At 64.3% G+C, this 23,855-nt stretch carries 15 protein-coding genes; 4 read left to right on the top strand and 11 right to left on the bottom strand.

Features of this window, described 5'->3' with window-relative positions:
* Nucleotides 1–8: 8 nt before the first annotated feature.
* The 5 genes from R3E49_RS01145 to R3E49_RS01125 all read right to left on the bottom strand — a co-directional run bounded on the left by R3E49_RS01145 (nt 9) and on the right by R3E49_RS01125 (nt 6,261).
* A complete protein-coding gene (locus R3E49_RS01145; protein ID WP_371293370.1) occupies nt 9–1,619 on the bottom strand; it encodes a tRNA-dihydrouridine synthase in 1,611 nt (536 codons plus the stop codon).
* Between the two features lie 107 nt (nt 1,620–1,726).
* Nucleotides 1,727–3,217 (bottom strand): YdiU family protein, encoded by a 1,491-nt coding sequence (locus R3E49_RS01140; protein WP_371293369.1) that lies wholly within the window; start codon nt 3,215–3,217, stop codon nt 1,727–1,729.
* A 20-nt stretch (nt 3,218–3,237) separates the two neighbouring features.
* Nucleotides 3,238–4,746: a DHA2 family efflux MFS transporter permease subunit gene (locus R3E49_RS01135; RefSeq protein WP_371293368.1), complete on the bottom strand. Its 1,509-nt coding sequence runs from the start codon at nt 4,744–4,746 to the stop codon at nt 3,238–3,240.
* Nucleotides 4,743–5,810, bottom strand: a complete 1,068-nt coding sequence (locus R3E49_RS01130) for an HlyD family secretion protein (RefSeq protein ID WP_371293367.1) — start codon at nt 5,808–5,810, stop codon at nt 4,743–4,745. Before R3E49_RS01130 ends, R3E49_RS01135 begins: the two co-directional genes overlap by 4 nt.
* Nucleotides 5,811–5,817: 7 nt before the next feature.
* A complete protein-coding gene (locus R3E49_RS01125; protein WP_371293366.1) occupies nt 5,818–6,261 on the bottom strand; it encodes a MarR family winged helix-turn-helix transcriptional regulator in 444 nt (147 codons plus the stop codon).
* A gap of 182 nt (nt 6,262–6,443) precedes the next feature.
* Here R3E49_RS01125 and R3E49_RS01120 point away from each other — a divergent pair, with 182 nt between their 5' ends.
* Nucleotides 6,444–8,312, top strand: a complete 1,869-nt coding sequence (locus tag R3E49_RS01120; RefSeq protein ID WP_371293365.1) for an amidohydrolase family protein — start codon at nt 6,444–6,446, stop codon at nt 8,310–8,312.
* Between the two features lie 2 nt (nt 8,313–8,314).
* On the opposite strand, the gene R3E49_RS01115 is transcribed toward R3E49_RS01120, so the two are convergent.
* Together R3E49_RS01115 and R3E49_RS01110 are read right to left on the bottom strand one after the other, a co-directional pair.
* The gene (locus R3E49_RS01115; RefSeq protein ID WP_371293364.1) at nt 8,315–10,159 is read right to left on the bottom strand and encodes an AsmA family protein; all 1,845 of its coding nucleotides are present in this window, start codon (nt 10,157–10,159) and stop codon (nt 8,315–8,317) included.
* Nucleotides 10,160–10,234: 75 nt separating this feature from the next.
* A complete protein-coding gene (locus R3E49_RS01110) occupies nt 10,235–12,910 on the bottom strand; it encodes a TonB-dependent receptor (RefSeq protein WP_371293363.1) in 2,676 nt (891 codons plus the stop codon).
* 124 nt (nt 12,911–13,034) lie between these two features.
* Between R3E49_RS01110 and R3E49_RS01105 the strand changes: the two genes are divergently transcribed.
* Nucleotides 13,035–13,355, top strand: coding sequence for a DUF6482 family protein (locus R3E49_RS01105; protein ID WP_371293362.1), 321 nt, complete (start codon nt 13,035–13,037; stop codon nt 13,353–13,355).
* A gap of 1 nt (nt 13,356) precedes the next feature.
* On the top strand, nt 13,357–14,709 hold the full coding sequence (ppnN, locus tag R3E49_RS01100) for a nucleotide 5'-monophosphate nucleosidase PpnN (RefSeq protein WP_371293361.1): 1,353 nt from the start codon (nt 13,357–13,359) through the stop codon (nt 14,707–14,709).
* On the opposite strand, the gene R3E49_RS01095 is transcribed toward ppnN, so the two are convergent.
* From R3E49_RS01095 to R3E49_RS01080, 4 genes are all read right to left on the bottom strand, one after another.
* The gene (locus R3E49_RS01095) at nt 14,697–17,615 is read right to left on the bottom strand and encodes a diguanylate cyclase domain-containing protein (protein WP_371293360.1); all 2,919 of its coding nucleotides are present in this window, start codon (nt 17,613–17,615) and stop codon (nt 14,697–14,699) included. The genes ppnN and R3E49_RS01095 overlap by 13 nt on opposite strands.
* A 163-nt stretch (nt 17,616–17,778) precedes the next feature.
* Complete coding sequence (locus R3E49_RS01090) at nt 17,779–19,950, bottom strand: PQQ-dependent dehydrogenase, methanol/ethanol family (protein ID WP_371293359.1); 2,172 nt, start codon at nt 19,948–19,950, stop codon at nt 17,779–17,781.
* 122 nt (nt 19,951–20,072) lie between these two features.
* The gene (locus R3E49_RS01085) at nt 20,073–21,689 is read right to left on the bottom strand and encodes a Na/Pi cotransporter family protein (RefSeq protein WP_371293358.1); all 1,617 of its coding nucleotides are present in this window, start codon (nt 21,687–21,689) and stop codon (nt 20,073–20,075) included.
* Entirely contained in the window at nt 21,677–22,132 is a 456-nt protein-coding gene (locus R3E49_RS01080) for an acyl-CoA thioesterase (RefSeq protein WP_371293357.1), read from the bottom strand. The genes R3E49_RS01085 and R3E49_RS01080 overlap by 13 nt, the downstream gene beginning before the upstream one ends.
* A 297-nt stretch (nt 22,133–22,429) precedes the next feature.
* Between R3E49_RS01080 and R3E49_RS01075 the strand changes: the two genes are divergently transcribed.
* Complete coding sequence (locus tag R3E49_RS01075; RefSeq protein ID WP_290745486.1) at nt 22,430–23,848, top strand: aldehyde dehydrogenase family protein; 1,419 nt, start codon at nt 22,430–22,432, stop codon at nt 23,846–23,848.
* Nucleotides 23,849–23,855: the final 7 nt, after the last annotated feature.

Raw genomic sequence — 23,855 nt, 5'->3', positions numbered from 1 at the left:
ATTCGCTCCTAGAGAAATGGGCCGTCGACACAGCCGCGGCGGCCGTCCGGCGCGGCGCAGGCTCCGCAAATCCCCACCCCGCACTTGGTGAGGTAGTCGATGGCACTGAAAATCTGCCCCGGTTGGCAGAACTCGCGTTGTACCGCCTCAGCGGCGTGCACCATGGGTTCCGGGCCGCAGTTGTAGAACACCAGCGCATCCCTGTCCTCCGCGGGCATGCTGCTCAGTCGCTCGCGCAGCAACTCGGTGACGCGGCCGTGGTAGCCGGCGCTGCCGTCGTCGGTGGCCACGTGCAGCTCTGCAATCTGCGCGCATTCATCGAGGAAGTACAGCCGGTCGTCGCTGCGCGCCCCGACAAATATCTCGGCGTTGCCGAAATCCCGGGCAATCTGGTAGACGGCGGCCAGCCCGGTCCCGCCTGCCACTGCCATGATGCGCGCGTCATCCGGAGGCTCCACCGGCACACCGTGCGGCCCGCGCACGTAGGCTTCCGTGCCCACAGGCAGGTCCATCAGTGCGTGGGTAAACTCGCCCAGGTCGATGACCACCAGAGAGAAGGGGTCATCGGTCAGTGCCGAGAACGGTTTCTCGCCCAGGCCCGGAATCCACAGGAAAATGAATTCCCCGGCCTGCACGTTGACCTTGCGGTCGAAGGTGAGGATGGCAATGTCGCTACACACCCGCTCATTGCTGACCAATGAGACCGGGCGGAACTGCATGTCAATGTCATAGCGCACCAGACTTTCGGCCCGGTCGCTGTTGTGGTCCAGATCGCGCTGCAGGGTGCTGAAGTACGCCTGCATGTCGCCGGTGGTCATGCCCACCAGTGCAGAGCCCACGCCAACCACGCTGGCGCCGGCGTCGAAAAAGGCACGCACGTCCTCCGCGCTGCTCGCGCCCCCACAGCCGATGACGGGCAGTCCGGTCGCGGCGATCACCTCGCGCACACATTTCAGGGCGATGGGCAGCACCCCCTTGCCCGACATGCCGCCGGCGCCGTTGCTCAACACCGGATGGCCGTGTGACGAGGTGTAGCCCGGCCCCAGGGTGTTAATGGCGCAGAGTGCGTCAGCCCCGCCCTCGGCAGCGGCCCGGGCAATTTCGGCGATATTCGGGGTATTGGGAGTCAGCTTCGGGATGACCGGAATATCAACCACGGCCTTTACCGCCGCGGTGATGGCGCGCACCATCTCCGGATCCTGCCCCATGGCCATACCGTAGCCCTTGGCGTGGGGGCAGGACAGGTTCAGCTCCAGGCCGTCGGAAACCGGCGCGAGTAACTTCGCGACTTCGACGAATTCCTCCAGGCTGCCGCCAAAGATGGAGGTGAGCAGAAAGCGATCCGCGGGTACGCGCAGCTGCCCCAGCAGCGCCACTGACTCGTGGGCGCCGGGGTTGGTCAGCCCGACGGCGTTCACGAAGCAGCCCGGTGCGTACTGGCTCAGCACGGGCTCCCGGTTCCCGAGCCGCGGTGCCAGGCCGATACTCTTGGTCGTGACCACGCCCACTTCCGGCATATGGTCGAACACATACTGGATGATCGAGGTTGCGGTGGTCACGATGCCGGATGGAATCGTGAAGGGACCGGAAAGGGTCTTGCCGAAAAATTGCGTGTTCAAGGCGTCACTCGAGGCGTGGACTGGGCGAAGCGAGCATTATACTGCCTTGCCCGAGCCGAGTCGAAACGCGGTGCACCGCGCCTTGGCTGCCAGCGGCCGCAGGGCGCTCAGGTGCCGCAGAAGGTCTGGTGCACGCGCTGGCCGGCCTCGGGCGGCATGGCCAGGTGTCTGTCCTCGGGGTCCCATTGCCCCGGCCGTGCGAGTCGCTGGACCAGGGCGTGAAAGGGTGCGAAATCCCCGTGATCCGTGGCCGCAGTCAGTGCCGCTTCAACCAGGTGGTTGCGCGGGATGAATACCGGGTTGGCCCGGTACATGGCCGCCTGCCGCGCGCGCGGGTCGCCCGGTTCGCGCGCCAGTCGTGACTGCCACTGCGCCAGCCATGCATCGAACGCCGGAGGCAGGGTGTACAGGTCGCCAATATCCTGCGGGTTGCCGGGCTCCGGGTTAGCGAGGTCGGCCAGGCGGCGGAAGGTGAGGGTGAAGTCGGTGGCTTCCTCCGCCATCAGCGCGTAGAGCTGCTCGATGAGCCCTGCGTCATCCGCCTGTTGCCCGGTGAGCCCCAGTTTCGCGTTCAGGCCTTCGGTGTGGGCTGCAAGAAAGCGGTCGCTGAAGGTGTCGACCGCGGCCTGTGCCAGTGCCACCGCCTGTTCTGGATCGCTGTGCAGCACAGGCACCAGAGCCTGGGCCAGAGAAGCCAGGTTCCAGTGCGCGATGCCGGGCTGGTTGCGGTAGGCGTAGCGACCCGCGTGGTCAATGGAGCTGAAGACAGTATCCGGGTTAAAGGCGTCCATGAACGCGCAGGGTCCGTAGTCGATGGTTTCCCCACAGAGCAGCATGTTGTCGGTGTTCATGACTCCGTGAATAAAGCCCAGCAGTTGCCACTGGGAGACCAGTTGTGCCTGTGCCTGTAGCACCGCGTTGAGCAGGGCCAGCGCGGGATTGTCCGTGTCGGCCCGTGCCGGGAAATGGCGCTGCAGCGCGTAGTCGACCAGCAGCTGCAGGGCTTCCGTGTCCTTGCGCGCCGAAAAATACTCCACGCTGCCAATGCGCAGGTGGCTGCTGGCAACCCGCGCCAGAATGGCCCCGGGCAGCGGGCGGTCGCGCATGACGGTCTCGCCGCTGCTGACCGCGGCCAGCGCCCGGGTAGTGGGCACACCCAGAGCGGCCATGGCCTCACTGACCAGATACTCGCGCAGGACCGGGCCCAGCGGCGAGCGCCCGTCCCCACCGCGCGACCAGCGGGTAGGGCCGGCACCTTTCAGCTGCAGGTCAAAGAGCCTGCCCTGTGCATCCCGCAATTCGCCCAACAGTATGGCGCGTCCATCGCCGAGCTGCGGATTGAAACCGCCGAACTGATGGCCCGCGTAGGCCGCTGCCAGGGGGCGTGACGCTGCTGCGACGGTGTTCCCGGCCAGCCATTCAGTGCCTGCAGCAGAGTTCAGCCAGTCGGGATCCAGGCCCAGGTGTCGGGCGAGACCTTCGTTGACGCGGATTGCCTGCGGTGCCGCCACCGGCGTGGGAGCAAGCGCCTGGTAAAAGCGCTCGGGCAGGTCGGCAAAGGTATGCTCAAGGGCGGGGGTAGTGCCGGTGCTGCTCATCTGGGGAACTCTCTCCGGGCTCAGGCCTCCGTGGCCGGAGCGCTGGCCTCATGCAGGTCTTTCGGAACGCGTAGCAGGAGCACCATCGGGATGGCTGCCAGGTTGACCCACATGAGCAGATGAAAATCGTTCACGTAGGCGATCTCGGCGGCCTGCCGGCTGACGGTGGCGATCAGCTCGCCGGGCAACGCCGCCAGCGCGGACGGATCGCCCAGGCCTTGCGGCAGCATCGAACCCGGTCTCAATCGCGAGGCCAGCTCCTGCTGGTTGATCCACATATTACGGCTCAATAATGCCATGATCATGGAGACACCGATACTGCTGCCCAGGTTACGTGACAGGCTGAACAGGGCTGCGCCCTCATCACGTAGATGCGGGGCAAGGGTCGCGTACGCCAGGGTGGTGGTCGGGATGAACACCAGCCCCAGTCCGAGCCCCTGCACGAAGCCGGTAATGGCCAGGGTGGTTTGCCCCACTTCCATGGTGAAGCGCGCCATCTCGGCCAGTGTGGCGCTGGCCGTGCACATGCCGAGGATGATCAGGATGCGTGGGTCGAAGTGGCGCATCAGCCGCGCCACTACCATCATGCCGAGCATCGTCCCCACGCCGCGAGGCATCAGCACCAGCCCGGTGGTGACCGCCGGGTAACCCTTCCAGATCTGCAGAAAGGGCGGCAGCAGGGCCATGGTGGCCAGCAGTACAATCCCCACCAGGAAAATGAACAGCACACCGGTCACGTAATTGCGGTCCCGGAACAGCGCCGGCGACACAAAACGCTGGTCGCTGGTGAGGGTGTGCACCGTGAACAGATACAGCCCAAGGCCGATCATCACCGCGTAAAGCTGTATTTCCAGCGACTCAAACCAGAGCACGTGCTCGCCGCGGTCCAGCAGCAATTGCAGCGCACCCACGGCCACTGCCAGCAGGCCGAAGCCGAGCAGGTCGAAGCGCTTCTCTACGGTCGGGGTTTTGGGCACGAAGCAGTAAATGCCGATCAGCGACGCGACGCCCAGCGGCACGTTGATGTAGAACACGTAGCGCCAGGAGTAGCTGTCGGTGAGCCAGCCCCCCAGGGTGGGGCCCAGGATCGGACCTATCATGATGCCCATGCCCCAGATGCTCATGGCAGAGGCGTGTTTTTCCTTGGGGAAGGTGTCCAGCAGGATGGACTGCGACAGCGGTGCCAGGGACGCTCCAAAGGCGCCCTGGGCAATGCGCCAGATGACCATTTCATTCAGGCTGGTGGCCTGGCCACAGAGCATGGACGTGAGTGTGAAGCCGGCAACCGACCAGAGCAGCACCGAGCGGCGGCCGAAGCGCTGGGCCATGTAGCCCACCGGAAGGGTCATGATTGCCGCGGTCACAATGTACGAGGTCAGGATCCAGATGACCTGATCGCTGCTTGCGCCAAGGCTGCCCTGCATGTGCGGCAGTGCCACATTGGCGATCGTGGTATCCACCACCTGGATAATGGTGGCCGGCATGACGCTGGCGGCCACCAGCCAGGGTGCTGCGGTGCGCGGACTCACAGGGGGCTGGCAGCCACCTGGTTGGCGCCGGGAGCGGCACTCACACCTGCACTGGCCAGCGGTGTGGGGCTCTCCGTCGCAATACGCACCTCGGCGCTCATGCCGGCGCGCAGTACGGCGTCCTCCGGCCTGGTTTCCAGTCGCAGGCGCACGGGAATCCGCTGCACGACCTTGACCCAGTTGCCGCTGGCGTTCTGCGCCGGAATCATCGCGAATTCTGATCCACTGGCCGGGCTCAGGGTGTCGACCCGCGCTCGCAATACCTGCCCGGGGTAGGCGTCGATGGTCACCTCGGCGGTCTGGCCGGGACGCACGTGGGTCAGTTGCGTTTCCTTGAGATTGGCTTCAATCCAGATGTCGTCGGTCGCCATCAGGGTGACCACGGCAAAGCCCGCCATGGTCATTTCGCCCAGTTGGGGCACCTCGTTGGCGACGGTGCCCGCGGTGGGTGCGGTGATGCGGGTGCGGGACAGCTGATAGCGCGCGCGGTCCAACTGCGCCTGTGCGACCTGTATGTCGGCCTGGGCCTCAAGGGGGGTGTCGGGGTTGCCGCCCAGTGCGGCACGCAGGCCTGCCAGCTTCTGCCGGTTGATGGCGATCTGGGCCTGTGAGCGCGCCAGCTTTTGCCGTGACTCGTCGAGGTCGGCTTCGGAAATCGCCGACGGTCCCATGCGCTGGTTGCGCGCCAGCTGACGTTGGTAAAACGCCGCATCTTCCTCGGCCTGGCGCAGTTCGGCCTCGACTTCGGCGTAGTCGGCGCGTCGCACCATGATCTGGTTTTTCACCTGCGCGAGGTGTGCCTCGGCTTCCGCCACCGCAAGCTGGAACGGTTGGTCCTCCAGCTGCACCAGCAGCTGTCCCGCCTCGACCGGCTGATTGGGCTGTACCAGCACCGCTTTGACGATGGCATTCACCTCACTGGACAGCGCCAGCTTGTTGGCCTTGACGTAGGCGTTCTCGGTGCTGATGCTGCCCTGCCCACCGAGCAGGAACCAGGCAACCGCCAACCCGCCGGCGACCAGCCCTGCACCCATCAGCAGACGTCTTTGCAATAGCGGTGACACAGTGGCTCTACTCCTCTCTGCCCAGGTTCAGGCGAATGCGCTCCAGCAGTGATTTCAACTGCACGATCTCTTCATAGCTGAGCCCCGCCAGCGCCTCACCGCGGGTCATTTCCGCCAGCTCGCGCAGTGTGGTCAGTGCCGGCTGCGCGGCATCGGTCAGGTAGATGCGAAAGCAGCGTCTATCCTGCTCGTCGCGGCGGCGCTCCAGCAGGCCCTCCTGCTCAAGCACATCCAGCTGACGCGTAAGACTGATGGGGGCAACATCCAGTCGCTCGGCGAGCTCGGCCTGTTTTACCCCCTGTTCCCGCGACAGCGACCACAACACCTGCCACTTGGCGCGGGTCAGGCCGTGGGCGCGGGCGCGGCGGTCGTAATTGCGCCGCAGCAGGCGCGCCGTGGTGTGCAGCTCAAAGCTGAGCTGGTCGGTGGCGTCGTTGCGCGCGCGGCTCACGTCAGGCTCCCGCCGTTAATAGGTTTGTTTATTATAAGCCGGCTTATTAATTTGGCAAGTCGCGATTCTGCCCGATGCGGTCCTGCCACCGCAGTGCGGAAGCGCTTTACTGCACCGCCGGCGGATGGCAGATTGACGCCTGACTCAATAACACCAGCACACAGCCATGGAGAACGAACAGCATGAGCACAACCTGGGACACACTGATCACTGACGCACTGGTGTTTGACGGTAGCGGCGACGCGCCGCAGGTACTGGATATCGCCATTCGCGACGGCAGGATAGCGGCGCGCGGGGCCGGTCTGCCACGGGCTGAGGCCGGCCGCGTCATCGACGGCAGCGGTCAGTGGTTGATGCCCGGCCTGCTCGATATCCACACGCACCTCGATCTGGAGGTGGATCTGGACCCGCGGCTGCCTGAGGTGGTTCGCCACGGCACCACCACGGTGCTGGTAGGCAACTGCAGCCTGGGTACCTGCTTCGGTCAGCAGGTGGAGGAGGACCAGAACCCGATTGTCGACTGTTTTACCCGCGTGGAGAACATCCCGAAGAAAGTCCTCAGTAAATGCGTTGAGGCGATCACCTGGGACAACACCGGGGACTACATGGATCACTTTGACAATCTCGCACTGGGCCCGAACATTGGTGCTTTTGTGCCCCATTCCATGCTGCGTGTCGAAGTGATGGGGCTGCAGGACAGCATCAGTCGCAAACCCACGGCGGCCGAGCTGAGCCGCATGGAAAACCTGCTGGACACAGCCATGGAGCAGGGCTATCTGGGCTTGAGCACCGATGGTCTGCCGTTCCATTACCTGGCCAACGAACCCCACACGGACCAGCGCATTCCCACGCAATTCGCGGGTTACAGCGAGCTCAAGCGCCTGCTGGGTGTTGTGCGGCGGCGCGGCAGGGTATGGCAGACCACGCCATTGATCGAGAACCGGGTGAAGGGCCTGCTGTATTTTCTGTTCAGCAGTGGGCGCCTGTTCGGCAAGCCACTGAAAACGTCTGCGTTGTCGGTGATGGAGTTCGTGCTGGCGCCCAAGGCGTCCAATGCCTTTCTGGGCCTCTCCAGGCTTATCAACAGTTCATTGCTGAAGGGGCGCATCCATTTTCAGGCGTTGGGCACCAATTTCCGTCTCTGGTCGGACGGTATCGTCAGCCCGGTATTCGAGGAACTGCCTTCCACCTGCAAACTGATTGCGAAGGAGTATGACGACGTCGCCGGCCGCCGCGCGCTGCTGGACGATCCGGCCTTCGTGGAGGAGTTCCGCCGCGATTGGGAGCACGGCCGCAAGGGACGCAATCTGGCGCGCCTGAAGGCGAAGCTGGGGCTCCCCGACAAGCTGGTGATTCGCGACCTGGAGCGCATGATCTTCGACGGTGCGCCGGTCGCGGACTGGGACGGCGAAAGCATGCAGCAGGTGTTCGACCGTTTGCGGCGCGTGCAGCGCGGCCAGGCTGCGGAGGCCCGGTCCGAGGCAGAGCGGGAGGCCTTCGCCAAATTTCCCTCACCCACAGAGGATGAGGTCGATTTCATGCTGCATCTGCTGCGTGAATACGACAAGTCGTTCCGCTGGTGGGTGGATGTCGGCAACAAGGACAACCGTGCCACGCTGGGTTATCTGCTGCATCCCAGTGCCCTGCCCGGCTTCAACGATTCCGGTGCCCACCTGACCAATATGGCATTCTTTGACGGCAACCTGATGTCGCTGAAGCTGGCCCAGGCGGAGGGGCTCGGTACCGTGGCCGCCATGGTGCGGCGCCTGACCCGCGAGCCCGCGGCATTTTTCGGCCTGGACGTCGGCAGCCTCGAGATCGGTGCACAGGCCGATATCACCATGCTGGATCCGACGGCCCTGCAGGGGTGGGACAGCAACGATCACCGCGCTTTTATTCACCGCGAGCTGTTTGACCACAAGCAGATGGTAAACCGCTCAGATGGCGTGGTGACGCGGGTGCTGATTCACGGTGAGCCCGTGTGGCAGGACGGCGACTTCACCGAGGTGCTGGGCAGCCGCCGCCTGGGACGGGCACTGCGCGCTGCGTGAAATCAGTCCTTGCCCTTGAACAGGCGCTGCAGGAAGCGCCCGCCTTCTTCCTTGGCTTTGCGCTCCAGCTCGTTGCGGGTCAGTGACGCGAGGATCTCCTTGCTGTCGACGCGGCACCAGCTGGCGGGGCTGTCACCCAGTGAGCCGCTACACAGCACCGGCCAGCTGATGGCCGTGAGGCGTTCGTTCACCCGGCAGGCAGGATCAAGCTCGCCCAGTGTCGGTGAGAGGCGCGCGCGGAACTCGGCGTTGAATGCGTAGCTGTCGAGCTGCAGGTTCCCCGTGCCGCGCAGTGCCATGTGTGCCAGATCGGCCTGCAGGGGATCCAGCCGCGCCTTGCCCTCGCCCAGCGTCACGCGGGCACTCAGGTCCTGGAAGGTGCTCTGTTGCGGCAGCTCGGTCGCCAGTGTTGCCTGATTGACCTGGGCGACCACTTCACACAGCATCCGCTCGACCCCGAACTGCTCCAGCACCACATTGCGTGTGGTCAGGTTGAGCGGCCCCTCGAGGTTCTGAACCAGCGCAGTGCTGGTATTGCCGCGGCTTTGCAGGTCCCAGCCTGCGTCCGCGAGGCCGGAGAGCAGTGGCTCTGACTCCAACGCTGCGAGCAGCTGCACGGTGTCCAGCCCAGTCAGTTCACCGCGGGAGGACAACACGGCGGTTGCCCGGTGGGCGTCCAGGGTGGCGGTGGCGTTCAATGCGCCGCCGTGCAGTGTGCCGGTGATGGTGTCAATCTTGAGCACGCCCTCGGCTGCCCGCAGGCGCAGGCGCAGGTTGTCGATGGCGTGTGGCCCCAGGATGGCGCGCTCGACACGCAGGTCGGCCCGGGTGTCCGCCAGACGGATGGCGTCCAGGGGCAATGCATCGTCACCGCTTCCCGCGCTGTCTGGCGTTGTGGTCGCAGCCTCCGGCCCGGCGAGCAGCAGTAGTGCCGGGTCCAGCAGGTTGAGACGCAGCTGGGCGTCGATCTGCGGACTCTCGAAGCTGCTGTAGACCAGCGTACCCGTGCCCTGAATCTCACCGCTGGTCAGCTCCAGCGCGAGTTCGGCGCGCTGGGTATTCAGGGTGATGGTGCCGCTGGTCTGCAGCACCACGGGTTCCGGCGTGGCGCCGGCGAGCGTGATGGTCAGCTCCTCGACGTCGGCTGCGCTCTGGTCGGCGCTGAGTGTAAAGCCTGCGGTGAGCGTGACGTCGACAGGGCGCTCGCCGGCGAGCTGCAGGGCGAGGTTGAGTGCCGCGGGGCGGCCCTCGAGGTTGATGTCGCTGGCAGTCATGGATGAAATCGTGATCTCCTGCGGTGCCGCGCCATCGGCTTGCAGCAGCTGCACGCGCGCATTATCGAGCGACAGATTGGCAATGTTCAGGGCCAGCGGCAGACCCAGCGCCGCGCCGGCACCGGCTTCAGCAGCCGCGCGCAGGGCTTGCCGGCGCTGCGCGTAGAATGCTTCCAGCTCGGCATCGCTGAGGGCCAGGGTCGAGCTGGCGGGCGCGGACTCCGAGGCGGGCACGATGACCTTGAGCCCCGTGAGGCTGATGCCCTTGATCGCCACCTCCCGCGACAGCAGTGGCCACAGGAACACCTCCACCGACAGCTGCTGCACGCTGATTTCAGGCTGTTGCTCCTCTGGCAAGCGCAGCACCGTATCCTCCAGCTGCAGCGACAGTCGTGGCAGCAGGGAGAGGCCCGCGTCGCCCCGGACCTCCAGCCTGGCGCCGCTGCGCTGCTCCAGGGTTTCGGTGGCGAGCCGTATCAGCCGCGCCTCATCCAGAAACACCGGCAGCAGCGCAGCTGCCGCCAGCACGAGAACGACCGGAACAGCGATAAGATAGATCAGTAGTCTGGGCATGGGGGCAGCGACCGTGAAAATCCGTTGTCACGATGGTAGCAGAATTCCCCCGCTGGCTGCCCGTACCTGCCGCAGCTAGAAGTTGTAACCCAGTGCCAGGCCAAAGGTTCGCGGCTCGATGGAAAACGCATTGGTGAACAGGCCGGAGGACGGGTCGGTGACGTACATGGCCACCAGGTGATCGTCATCGGTGATGTTCTTGATGTAGGCCCTGGCATACCACCGGCCGTCGGCTGCCGTGTAGGTGGCCTGTGCGTTCCAGACGTCCCAGGCGTCAATGCGGTCGATGGGGCGGTTGAACAGCCGTGCATACATGGCGTCCTGCCAGTAGTAGTCGACGCGCAATGCCAGTGCGCTGCTGTCGGCAAAGGCCAGGTTGTACTGCGCGCCAACACTCAGTGACCACTCCGGGGCGTTCTGCAGGTGGTTTCCATCAAGGTTCTGCGCAATGCCATCGGTAATCGGCACACCGGCCGCCGCCAGCGCACTGCAGCGGGTGAACGGTGAGCCAAACTGCGCGGCGTATACGTCCGGCGGCAGCAGCGCGACACAGTTGGAGGCGTTGGTCAGGTCCTTGAGCAGGGTGACATCGCTGCGCCCCGCGGTGGGGTCGCGGGTATCGAAGCTTTCGAAGTCCTTTACCTCGGTGTTGAGGTAGGCGAGGTTGGCGTTCAGCACCCAGCTGGCGCTGGGTGCAAACACGAACTCTGCCTCACCCCCCCAGATCTGTGCATCCGTGTTCTCGTTAAAGGAGGTGCGGTTGACGATCTTGGAGACCTGCATGTCGGTGTAGTCGTAGAGGAAGGCACTGAAGTTTGCCTGCAGGGTGTTATCCAGCAGCGTGTTCTTGGTGCCGACTTCCAGCGCGTCGACAAACTCCGGTTCGAAGTTCGGTTCCTGGCTGGGGAACTGCACCGGGTCAAAGGGAGGATTGAAGCCGCCACCCTTGTAGCCGCGGGACAGTGAGACGTAGGCCAGTGTGTCGGCGGTGACCGACCAGTCGAGCACAATACGCCCCGTGGCTTCCTTCCAGTCATTGCTCTCGCGGCGTGTCGCGGTGGGGATGGGGAGGTCTGCTCCCAGTGGCTGCAGCACCGGCGCGCCGGTCACCGGGTCGTTGTTGAACAGGATCTGTCGATCCTCAATGGTTTTTTTGTCCTGTGTATAGCGCGCACCCAGTGTCAGTTTCAGGGTGTCGGTCAGTGCGTAGTAGATTTCGCCGAACAGCGCCTGTGAGCGGATGCCATACTCGCCGGTTTCGTTGTTGAACTGTGGCCCGACCCAGCCCAGCCCGTCGAGGCCGAGTGCGGCTGCCGGAAAGACGCTGGCAAAATAGTCGAAGCCGGAGGAGAAGACCCAGTACTGGTTATCGAGGTCGACGTCCATCCAGAAGCCGCCGATGAGGAAATTCAGCGGCCCGTCGAGGTCTGACTGCAGGCGCAGCTCTGCGGACACCTGCTCGGAGGACTGGTTGGATTGGTCGTAGGCTTCCAGGCCGGGGCTGAAGGAATCGACATGGCCCCCCACGCTGCCGGTGGCGTTGCGCGAGGGCGCAGAGATGGGCCAGAGGCCATCGGCGTAGAGCGTGGCCGCCGCCGTGGGCGCGACTACAGGCAGCAGCGCCGGGATGGGGAAAGCGCCTGCCACCGTCCACTGGTAATCCATTTGCGACAGGACCGTGGTATCCTGATAGCCGCCGACAAAGCTCACGGTGTAGTCACCCAGTTCCTGTGCGATATTCAGCGTGAGCAGCGTTTCATCTGCCTTGTACACGGGTGCCCGTTCACTGGCGACTTTGCGCAGGTCCCGTGGCACCTCACCGCGTATATTGGAGCCCAGCGTGAACGCCCCCAGCGGCCCCAGAAGCGCGTTGGATGCCAGAATGTTCGAGAGCTGTGACGAGGGGTTGGGGACATCGAAGTCCAGGCGATCCGGCAGGCAGCCCATAACCCCGCTGGGGTCATTGTGACAGAGCGTCTTCTGGCTGCGTGTGCGGGTGCTGTCCTCGTCGAACCAGGACAGCATCAGGTCGACCTGGGTGGTGTCTGTCGGCAGCCAGCGCAGGGATGCGCGCAATGACACCTGGTCCCGGCCATCGACATCGCTGCCATTGAATACGTTGTCGGTGTAGCCCTCCCGGTCCAGCCACAGCCCGGCGAAGCGCAGGGCCAGGCTGTCAGCCAGGGGAATATTCACCGCGCCGCTGAGCTTCTTGTGGTCATAGTTGCCGTATTGCACCTCCAGGTTGCCTTCCCGGCCATCGAGACCGGCTGGCCGGGTCACCATGTTCGCGGCGCCGCCCGTGGAGTTGCGTCCATACAGCGTACCCTGCGGCCCGCGCAATACGGCGACCTGTTCGATATCGTAGTACTCGGTTTCGAACAGCCGTGGCGAAATCAGCGGCACTTCATTGACGTGTACCCCCACGCCGGCGTCCGCCGAGGCCGCGACGAGGTTGGTGCCCACGCCGCGAATCTGGAAGTTGTTGCCGGTGAAGTTGCCCTTGTTGAAGGTGACGTTGGGGGCGGTGAAACGCATGTCGGCGAAGCCGTTGATCTGCTTGCTGCGCAGCGCGTTTTCATCGAAGGCGGTGATGGCAATGGGGACATCCTGCACAGACTCAGCGCGTTTCTGGGCGGTGACGATCACCTCTTCGAGCTGTGCCTGCACCGCAGTGGAAAAGGGCAGCGCGCTGGCGATCAGCGCCACACGCCAGAGGGGGTGCCCCGAGGGGCGTGCGGAAACGATCATTCCAGCTCCTGCGTTATGCTTTGTTATTGTTGTGTTCTGCTGACCCTCGGCGGGTCAGTTCAAGTTTATGCACAATCGGGTTAACGTAGCAACGTCGCCGCACTTCGACAGGAAGGGAAATACCGTGAAAATCACGCTGCAACAGTTGCAACACAGTGTGGGCCTGACCCGCGTTGTCATTCATTCGCTGGACTTCAGTATCTACCTCGCCTACGCCGATTTCGGCGCAGAGCCGCTGCTGGTCACCGAAGCCGACGGCAAGCCGTTGCGCACGCGCAATGTGACGGAAATGAAGCAGCGCCTCGCCGGCGTGCCCCTGCCGGCGCTGTTTCTGCGCCACCAGAGCGCCTACGATGAGATGGTGGGGCAGCCGCTGCGCGCCGGGGACAATAGCCTGGAAGTGCCACTCGCCCGGGACTGGAGTGATTTCCCGGAAGGTCAATGAGGTGAGCAAACGCGCGCACACGATTGTCAACCCGATTCACTCGCTGAACCTGCTTTCGCAGGCGGAAATCGAGGCCTTCACAACCACTCGGGGAGAACTGTTCGAGTTGTACCGGCGCTGCGCGCTGGCCATTCTCAATACTGACAGCGACAAGGACGATGCGGCACAGATCTACGCCGACTTCTCGGATTTTGACCTGCAGTTTGTCCCCCAGCCTCGCGGCCTGCGCCTCGAGCTGTTCAACGCGCCTGCCCAGGCCTTTGTCGACGGGCGCATGATTCGTGGCTTGCGGGAGCACCTGTTCGCGGCGCTGCGGGATATTGTCTACACCGCCATTTCCCGCGATGCGGGGCCTCTGGCGGGTGCTGCCGACCCCACCGATGAGGTGTTCCGTATTCTGCGCAATGCCGACGTTGTGCGCCCGAATGAGCAGCCGCGACTGGTGGTCTGTTGGGGCGGCCATGCCATTCCCCGCGAGGAGTATGACTACGCCAAGGCTGTTGGGTATGCCTTGGGATTGCGCGGCCTGGACATCGTCACAGGCTGCGGCATCGGCGCCATGAAGGGCCCGATGAAAGGGGCCGCCGTGGGCCACGCCAAGCAGCAGATCAAGTCGGGGCGCTACATCGGCATCAGTGAGCCGGGCATCATCGCTTCCGAGTCGCCCAATGCCATCGTCAATGAACTGGTCATCATGCCCGACATCGAAAAGCGGCTGGAGGCTTTTGTTCGTCTGGCACACGCGATTGTGGTGTTCCCGGGTGGCGTCGGTACGGTGGAGGAAGTGCTCTACCTGCTGTCCATTCTCATGCATCCGGACAACGCACAGAGCCTGCCACTGGTCTTTGCGGGACCCCGCCACTGTGCCGAGTATTTCAGCGAGTTGGAGCGCTTCCTCGTCGCCTGCCTGGGTGAGCGGGTGCGCGACTACTACCAGATCATCCTGGGCGCTCCCGACGAGGTCGGTGCCGCCGTGCGCGCGGCGGTGCAGGCCCAGCATGTCCGCCGGCGCAAACTGCAACAGGCCTATTATTTCAATTGGGAACTGGTGATTGCGCCGGATCTGCAGCGCCCCTTTGTGCCTACGCACGAACACATGGCGGCACTGGATCTGCGCAGTGCCCTGCCGCCACATGAACTGGCCAGCCAGCTGCGCTGCGCGTTTTCCGGCCTGGTCGCCGGTAATGTAAAGGCCTTTGGTATCGAGCAGGTGGCCCTGCACGGTCCGTACCAGTTGAACGGCGAAGCGGGCTTGATGCAGGCCATGGATCGGCTGCTGCGCCTGCTGGTCAGGGAGAAGCGCATGAAACTCGGTGAGGGCGAGTTCGACTACCGACCCTGCTACCGGATCTGACCGTTGCTTTCCTCGATGCGCACACGGTCGCGTCCCGCGGCTTTGGCCGCATAGAGGGCCTGGTCAGCGCGCTGGATCAGCTCGTCCGGGGTGCCTTTTTCGGCGGGCCAGGCGGTAGCGCCGCCGACGCTCACCGTCAGGTATTCAGCAACCGGGCTGTTGGGGTGGGGAATCTTCAGTTCCCGGACCAGTGAGCGAATGCGCTGTGCCACCTGCGTGACGGCGGCGGAATCGGCGCCCGGCAGCAGGGCGAGAAATTCCTCGCCGCCATAGCGGGCGACGAGATCCTCGTCGCGTAATACGTCAGACTGCAGCGCCTCGGCGACCTTGCGCAGGCACTCGTCGCCGGCAATATGGCCAGCGGCATCGTTGTACTGTTTGAAGCAGTCGATATCCAGCATGATGATGCTGACCGGCGCGTGCTGTGCCGCACACTGGGCCCAGGTGCTGTCGAGGTTCTCATCGAGGAAGCGCCGGTTGGCGAGGCCGGTGAGGCTGTCGATGCGTGAGATTTCCTGCACCTTGGACAAGGCGATCTGCAGCTCACGGGTGCGCCGGTTGACCAGCATCTCCAGTTGCCGCTCACGCACCACTGCGCGGCGAATGGCCCGGCGGTATAGCCGGTGGATGAGCAGCAGGGCCAGAATGGTGCCCAGCATCAGGAACCACCATGTCTGGTACCAGTAGGGTGCGCGATAGATCGCCAGGCGCGTTTCCGCGCCTCGCGGGGAGGCGTCCTGTGCTGCATCGTGGTTGGACGCGGCTACCCGCAGCGTCATTGATCCGGGTGGCAGGCCGGTAAAGTAGGCGGTGCGACGTCCGCCCACCCTGTGCCAGTCGCGATCAAAGCCTTCCAGCAGGTACTCGAAGCGCAGGGTATGTGGAGCGCCCAGCCGCGGCACCGTGTAGTCCACTTCCAACGTGGCCGCTTCGGCTGGCAGCAATAGCGGGTCGGCGATGGGTACCGGTTCACCGTTGACGCGAATTTCCTCGATCTGCGGCGGCGCGGGAGCGGCCAGTGTGCTGAAGTCCCTGGGCACCACAGCGACCAGTCCAAGGTTGGAGGGAAACCACAGTCGCCCGTCCTCGGCCTTCCAGCCGGCCGGCTGGAAACCGCCCAGGAACTGGGCCGAGCGCAGGCCGTCGGTCTCGTCGTAGAGACGGGCGCGCACCCGGCGAGACTCACCCCGAGCCACCGCATCCAGCGCGGCGCGCTCGACGGCAACCAGCCCATCTGCCCCGCTCATCCACAAGCAGCCGGCATCGTCCTCGAGTATGGCCAGTACCGACAACTGCGGCATTCCATGCTCCAGTGTGAACTGGAACAGCTGGTCGCCATCGAGCCGGGCAAGACCGGATTCCCGGCTGCCGATCCAGACGACACCGTTGGCGTCGGTGTAGGTGGTGCTGACCAGATTGCTGCCCAGGCCATCGGCCTCTGACCAGAGTTGATAGCTGTTGTCGGTGATCTGGAGCAGGCCGCTATTACTGGTAAGCCAGAGGCGGCCGCGTGAATCGGCGCGAATCTCCCGCAGCAGGGTGGCAGGCAGATCGGGACGTTCAATGAAGCGCCCGCTGTCGGGGTCCAGCCAGACCAGGCCGCCATCGGTGACCACCCAGAGCCGGCCGCTGGCATCGCGTTGCATGCCCATCACATGCACATTGGGCAGCCCGTCCTCCTTGCCGTAGTACGTTATCGAGCCATCGCGTTGCAGATGATTCAACCCGCCGCCGAAGGTGCCCACCCAGAGCGAGCCGTCGGAGTCGGCCAGCAGTGAGGACACGTTGTCGTTGGAGAGTCCCTGGGCGCTGGTGTACTGCGTTACGCTGTGATCGGCGCCGAGTCGAAATAGTCCGCTACCCTCGGTGCCGGCCCAGATGCTGCCGTCCACCGGGCTCTGTGTCACCACAAAGGTGGCGGCGGCCAGGCCTTCAGCGGGGCCGAATTGGAGGAAGTCGCTGTCGCGCAGGCGATGTACGCCGTGCTGGGTCGCCGCCCAAATATTGCCCTCGGCGTCCTCTGACAGCTCGAAGACATAACCCGGTTGCTGTGTGGCCAGCGGAAAGGCTTCCAGCGTACCGTTTTTCCTCACACGCCAGAGGCCGTCCCCATAAGTACCCAGCCAGAGATTGCCGTGCACATCGCGCAGCGCCGAGTGGAGGATCATCCCGGTTTGCAGCGCCGTGTTTTCGTGGGGCACGGGGCCGGATGTGGTCAGGCGGTAGGTAGAGCCCGCCGCGGTGGCGGCAATCAGGCCCAGTTTTGGATCCTGGTGGAGCAAGTGAACCTGGGTAGAGTCGAGGCCGCTGCCTTCGGTGAAATTGGTGAATACCGTGCCGTCGAAACGGCTCAGGCCGTTGGTCAGCGTGCTCACCCAGATGGCGCCCCCGGGCTCCTCCAGCAGACGGAACGTGCGGTTGTCCACCAGGCCGTCGTGTTGCGTCCAGCTGCGCATTTCGTTTCCGCGCAGGCGCGAGAGCCCCTGACTGGTGGCAAACCAGAGTGTGCCGTCAGCGGCCGGCAGGATGTCGTGCACAATATTGTCGGCGAGGCCCTCGTCGGTGGTGTAGGCCGTGAATGTGCCGTCTGCATAATGCAGTGCGCCGCCGCCGTAGGTCGCCAGCCAGAGGCTGCCGTCGGCGAGAATTTCGATGTCGCGAACATCGTTGGAGCGGAAAGCGGGTTGATTGAGCTTGTTGAACAGCGTGAACCTGACGCCGTCGAAGCGTGCCAGACCGTTTTTGGTGCCCAGCCAGAGGAAGCCCTCGCCGTCGGACCGGGCTACCCACACGGTGTCCGAGGGCAGTCCCTCATCGCGCCCGAAGCGGTCGAAGAGGTATTGACTGGGCAGGCGATCGGGGTTCAGCGCGAAGCCTGGTAGCGCCCACAGGCAGGCAAGTAGCAACGGCCCCGCCAGGGCCGGCCAACCGAAGGGGAACCGGATTGTGCTACGTGAAGATTTCAGGATGGAGCCACCATCTCGCCGAGCGTGCGAGGATACGACAGTGGCGCAGCTGTAACAACGTGTAACCCGCTGGGTGTGAACCAGGTCTCTTTGCGCGAGGTGGTCAGTCTGCCGCTGCGTCCCGCCTGACCAGCCAGGCTGCCAGCTGTGCCGCGCTGTCGATCAGGTAACTGCGTGCGCGTGCCAGCCAACCCTGATCGGTCCGCAGGGCGTGATCCTCATGGGCCCGTGCGATGACGTAGGCGTGGATGTTATCGACCTGTGCGTTGTCGAGCACATCGTCGAAGCGCGGCATTCCGGCCTGCTCCATCAGGCCATCCAGGACTACGCTGGCGAAGTTCTCATGCCAGACCGGCGCCAGGTAGCGCAGGTCTGGAATGGAACCATCCCCCACCACATCGGCGCCGTGGCAGCGCGCGCAGAAGCGGTTGAACAGGTTCCGACCCTCGGCGATCTGCTCGTCGCTGGCCTCCGGCATGGGCGGAGGCAGGGGACGCTCCGCGACCGGGGTCGCGGGCAGCGAGCCCGAGGCACCCAGCCTGAATGCCAGCAGACGGTTGTTGGGGTTGCCGGTCGGGTAGCTCCTGCCCATGTTCATCATCAATGCACCGCCGCGACCTGCCGTGACGGCGATGTATTGCTCGCCATTGACGCGGTAGCTGATGGGACCTGCCATCACGCTGGTTTCCGTGGGGAAGGACCAGAGCAATTCGCCATTGTCTGCGCGCACGGCGATAAAGCGGCCGTCCGAGGTACCCTGGAACACCAGGTTGCCGCCGGTGGCCAGCACGCCGCCGTTGTGCGTGTAGGGGTGGGGGAGTTTCCAGGCCGCTTGCTGGCGTACCGGATCCCAGGCCAGTAGATGGGCCTTGGGCAAGTGGCTGAGCATGGCCTGGGTAAAGGCCTGTGAGTAGGCTTTGCCGCTCAATTCATAGCCGGTGTTGTAGTGCCGGCGCAGGTGCTGGTAGTCAACGGCATCAATCTCGTTGAACTCCATGCCCATGTCCAGCTCCGGGATGTACAGCAGTCCGGTATCCGGGCTGTAGGCCATGGGGTGCCAGTTATGTCCGCCCATGGCCGAGGGGAACACCATGGCCGGCTCACCGTCATAGTCCTGCCCCGGATTTTCCTGTGGGCGACCGGTATCCAGGTCGTAGCCGCTGGCCCAGGTGACGGTCGTGTAGGGCTCTGCAGACAGCAGTTTGCCCGTTGCACGGTCGACGATGTAGACGAAGCCCGCCTTCGGCGCATGCAGGATGACCTTGCGCTGCTCGCCCTGCCAGGGGATTTCCGCCAGGGTCATTTGCTGGCTGGCGGTGTAGTCCCAGGTGTCGCCCGGCACCTGCTGGTAGTGCCACAGGTACTCGCCGGTGTCCGGGTTCAGCGCCACGATGGAGGCGAGGTAGAGATTGTCGCCGCCCCCAGGGCTGCGAATGCGCCGGTTGTGCGGCGCGCCGTTGCCCACCCCCAGGTAGAGTTGGTTGAACTCCGGGTCGTAGACGATACTGTCCCACACTGTGCCGCCGCCGCCGTAGCGCCACCACTCGCCGCTCCAGGTGGCGGCGGCGCGCGCCATGGCGTCATTCTCGAAGCCGTCAGCCGGGTTGCCGGGTACCGTGTAGAAGCGCCAGGCCAGTTCGCCGCTGGCGGCATCGTAGGCGCTGACGAATCCCCGCGTGCCGAATTCGGAGCCGCCGTTGCCGATAAACACCTTGCCCCGGGCGACACGCGGCGCGCCGGTAATGGAGTAGGCCTGGTTGGGGTCGGTGGTCTGGGCCGACCAGCGCAGGGTGCCGGTGGCGCGTTCAATGGCAATCAGGCGCCCGTCGAGCGTGCCGATGTACAGCAGATCTTCCCAGGCGGCTAGCCCGCGGTTCAGCACGCCACAGCAGGCAGTGATGCTTTTGCTGCGCGGCACCTCTGGATCGAAGGTCCAGAGCATCTGGCCGGTGGCACCATCGACGGCGTACACCGTGTTCCAGGCGCCGCTGAAGTACAGCACCCCGTCAATCGCCAGCGGGGTGGACTGCAGGCCGAGGTGCGTGTCGGTTTCGAAATACCAGGCCATGCCCAGCCCGGAGACGTTCCCGGCGTTGATCTGGTCCAGAGGTGTATAGCGCTGTTCGCTGTAGTCGCGGCCATAGCTCAGCCAGTTGTCCACATCGCTGCCGGCGGCGAGCAGGCGCTGTTCGCTGACGGGCGCGGCATGGGCGATACCCGCCAGCAGGCAGGCGGTGAGGCAGGATATGGCGAGGAAGCGCATCGTTCGGGGCACTCTGTCGATGGGTTGTCATGGGCAATGGTGACCTATTGGGCCGCAAAAACCCGGTCGTGGCCATGCTTCCCGGCAGGCCCTGCGAGGTGGCGTAAATACTTGAACCTGCTGCGCGCCGTGATTCAGGTCGCTGCGATGGGGGTGTCGGCGCTCTCCCCGGCGTCCGCGGCGAGCTGCGGGTAAATCACCTCGGCAATATGCAGGATGTGTTTGGCGGCGTCCTCGAACAGGGCCACCACATGCAGGCGGCGGGTCGCCTCCGGGGCGGGCAGCAGCCCGTTGCCAATCTGCTCCAGCAGCTCCGCCCGGCGCTGCCGCCGCAGGCGTTTGACGGTTTGCAGCTGTGCCCGCCGCTCCTCCAGGGTCAACTGTTTCAGCTCGCCGCTGCGCATGAGTCCGAGTAGCGCCTCCTGCAGGGCCGGCGTCAGGGCGGCGTTGATATCGGTCTGGGGGAATTCCGCAAGTTCCAGAAAGAGATCACGCAACTGCATGCATTCCTCGCGCGCCCAGTTCAGGTTGAGAAACTGCTCGGAGAGCCCGTTGTTAAGGTGCTGGGCGCCGATGCGATTGCCGTAGTCGGCGATGGCCGCGAGCAGTACCCCGGTGTGGATGGTTTCCTCCGGCGCCGGCTCCCGGTCCGGGTCGATGATAATGCGCCCCCGCGAAAGCAGCTGCTTGAACACGCGCTTGATTTCGGAGTGCATGGCATTCACGCCCATCGCGGGTAATGCGAGTACCGTGTCGTCGAGGTAGCGCAAGCGCTCGGAGCTCAGTTCGGGTTGCTTCACCCAGCGCTCCACGAGGCGCAGCAGCCGGTCTGCCAGCAGCCACATCAGCGCCAGCCCCAGCAGGTTGAACAGGGTATGGAACAGGGCCAGCCCGGTACTGATATTGGTGCGCCCGTCGGCGCCGCCGGAAAGCTGTTCGGATATCCACCACAGGGGGCCGAGCAGGATCAGCGCAATCACCCCCGTGAACATTTTCTCGGTCACATGCACCAGTGCCAGCCGGCGGGCGTTTGCCGTGGCGCCGATGCTGGCCAGCAGGCTGGTTGCCGTGGTGCCGATATTGGCGCCGATCACCAGCGAGGCGCCCAGCAAGGGCGTAAGCACGCCGGTGACAGATGCCGTCAGCACAATGGCCAGCGCCGCGGAGGATGACTGGATCAGCGCCGTCAGCAGGGCGCCGAATACGACCCCGAGGACGATGCCCAGCACACCCGAAGCGCCGAGGCGTTCGATCGGAATCCAGTCGGCCACATCGATAAAGGCATCGCGCAGCATGCCCAGGCCGAGAAACAGCAGTCCGAAGCCCGCCAGCGCGATGCCGATATGCGCCGCTCGCCGGTTATCGCCAAACAGCTTGAGCAGCATGCCCACGCCAATCAGCGGCAGCGCAACCACCTCCACCTTGATACGCAGGCCGATCAGGGCCACGATCCACGCTGTCATGGTGGTGCCCACGTTGCTGCCGAAGACTACCCAGGCGGCCTGCTTGAGGCGCAGCATGCCGGCGTTGGTGAACCCCAGCGTGGCGACGATCACTGCGCTGGAGGACTGCACCAGCGCGGTAATGCCGAAGCCCGCGAGTGCCGCGCGCAGCCGCGTGCGGGTGGAGCGTTCGAGAAACCCCTGCAGTGAGTTGCCGGCGGCGGCTTTCAGACCATCGGTCATCATGGCCATGCCCAGCAGGAGCAGCCCGAGGCCGCCGAGTGACAGGGTCAGGGTCATCCACGCCATGGCGGTTCCTCCGGCACCCCGGTCACCCGGGCGCGGAAATCCTCGGGCACGGGCACTACGCGGCGCGCCTGGTAGTCGAAAAAGAGCAGTGTGGTGGCTACCCTGGCCACTTCCGCGCCGTTGTCGTTTTTGCTGATGCGGTAGACGAACTGGAAGCTCTTCGGCTCGACTTCGCGCGCACCGAGTTCCACCCGCAGCCGGTCGCCGTAATCCGCCTCGGCCAGGTACGCGGTTTCCGCGTGGGCCATGATCAGCCCGGCATCCTCAAAGGCGATGGCCTGACCGTGGCCGAGCTGGCGAATGAAACGCAGTTGCGCCTCCATGGCAATGGACAGCAGGCGGTCCGCGCCGAGGTGATTGGCGGCGTTGACGTCGGTGTAGAGCACGTCGTAGTGCGTCTCGAACAGAAAGTGCTCGGGGAGGTCGATGGTTTTGCGCGGCATGGCCGGGTCCGTCCGGTGGCTGGTCTACCTGCGCAGTCTAGCGCTGGCCGATGCAATTTGCATGAGCGACCATCTTCTGCGGCGTGGCCGCGGGGCGTTCGGGCTGCGCCGTTCGAGGATATAATCCTGAAAACCGGGTTATTGGATTGATTAAGCCGCAATATCATCCATGTATATCGCAACTTTCTCCCTTTGACACGTCGCCCGCGCGGCGTAGTCTGCTCGGCTACTATAAGAGTTCCGGCAGCAGGCCGTGGCTGGAACCCCATCTTCATGTGTACGACAGGAGTACGCCCCATGGCGACAGCAGAGCATAATCAGGATCCGAATCCGGTACAGCAGGAAATTGCCGAGATGATGGCGCGTGCCCGCGCAGCGCAGGCGGCCATCGAACACTATACCCAGGAGCAGGTGGACGAGCTGATTACCGCTATGGTCTGGTCGGTGGCGCGTGAAGGTGTGTCGGAGAAAATTGCCCGCTTTACCGTCGAGGAAACCCAGCTTGGTAACTACGACGGCAAGTTCCTCAAGATTCACCGTAAAACGCGCGCGACCCTGATGGACATCATCAACGACAAGTCCGTCGGCGTGATCGAAGAGGACCCGGTTCGCAACATCATCAAGATCGCCAAGCCGGTCGGTGTCATCGGTGCCCTGTCACCCTCCACGAACCCGGAGGCCACGCCGGTGATCAAGGCCATCTCTGCGGTGAAGGGGCGCAATGCCATTATCATCGCGCCGCACCCGCGCGCCAAACTGACCAACAAGATGATCTGTGACTACATGCGCGAGGCGATCGTTGCCATGGGCGCGCCGGCGGACCTGGTGCAGAGCATTGATGTGCCCTCGCTGGACAAGACCAACGAGTTGATGCGCCAGTGTGACCGCATTCTCGCCACCGGCGGTGAAGCGATGGTGTCGGCGGCCTATTCTTCCGGCACGCCTGCGCTGGGCGTGGGGGTAGGCAATGCGGTGATTACGGTCGACGACAGTGCCGACCTGGACGAAGCCGCGGAGAAAATCCGTATCTCCAAGACGCTGGACCTGGCCGCCTCCTGCTCCTCGGACAACTCCGTGCTGGTGTTTGAATCCATCTACGACGAGTTTCTCGAGAAGCTCAAGCACGAGGGCGGTTACGTCATCGAAGGTGAGGACAAGGCCCGGCTGCAGAGCGTGATCTGGCAGGACGGCCACCTGAACGCGGCGATCGTCGCGCAGCACGCCACGACCATCGCCGGACGCGCGGGTATCGACCTGCCCGAGGGCAAGCAGTTTCTGATTGTGCCCGAAGTGGGTGCCGGCCCCGATTATCCCTTCTCGGGCGAGAAGCTGACCGTGACCATGGCCCTGTACAAGGTGCGCGACATCGACGAAGCCATCGAGCTGACCAATCGTATCCAGGCGTATCAGGGCCAGGGCCACAGCTGTGGCATCTACTCCAACAACGACGACAACATCCTGAAACTGGCGATGGCCACGCGCACCTCGCGGGTGATGGTTAACCAGCCCCAGGCAGCCTCCAATAGCGGCAACCTGTGGAACGGCATGCGCCAGACCTTTTCGCTGGGCTGTGGCTCCTGGGGCGGCAACAGCATCAACCACAACATTACCTGGCGCGACCTCATCAACGAGACCTGGGTATCCAAACCGCTGGCGCAAACCAAGGTCATCCCGCCCGACGAGGAGTTGTTCGGCAAAGTCATGAATCGCTTCTGAGGAGAGC

The organism is Haliea sp., from assembly GCF_041395985.1.
Taxonomy (GTDB): Bacteria; Pseudomonadota; Gammaproteobacteria; order Pseudomonadales; family Halieaceae; genus Haliea.
This window is presented reverse-complemented; position numbering and strand designations above follow the sequence as displayed.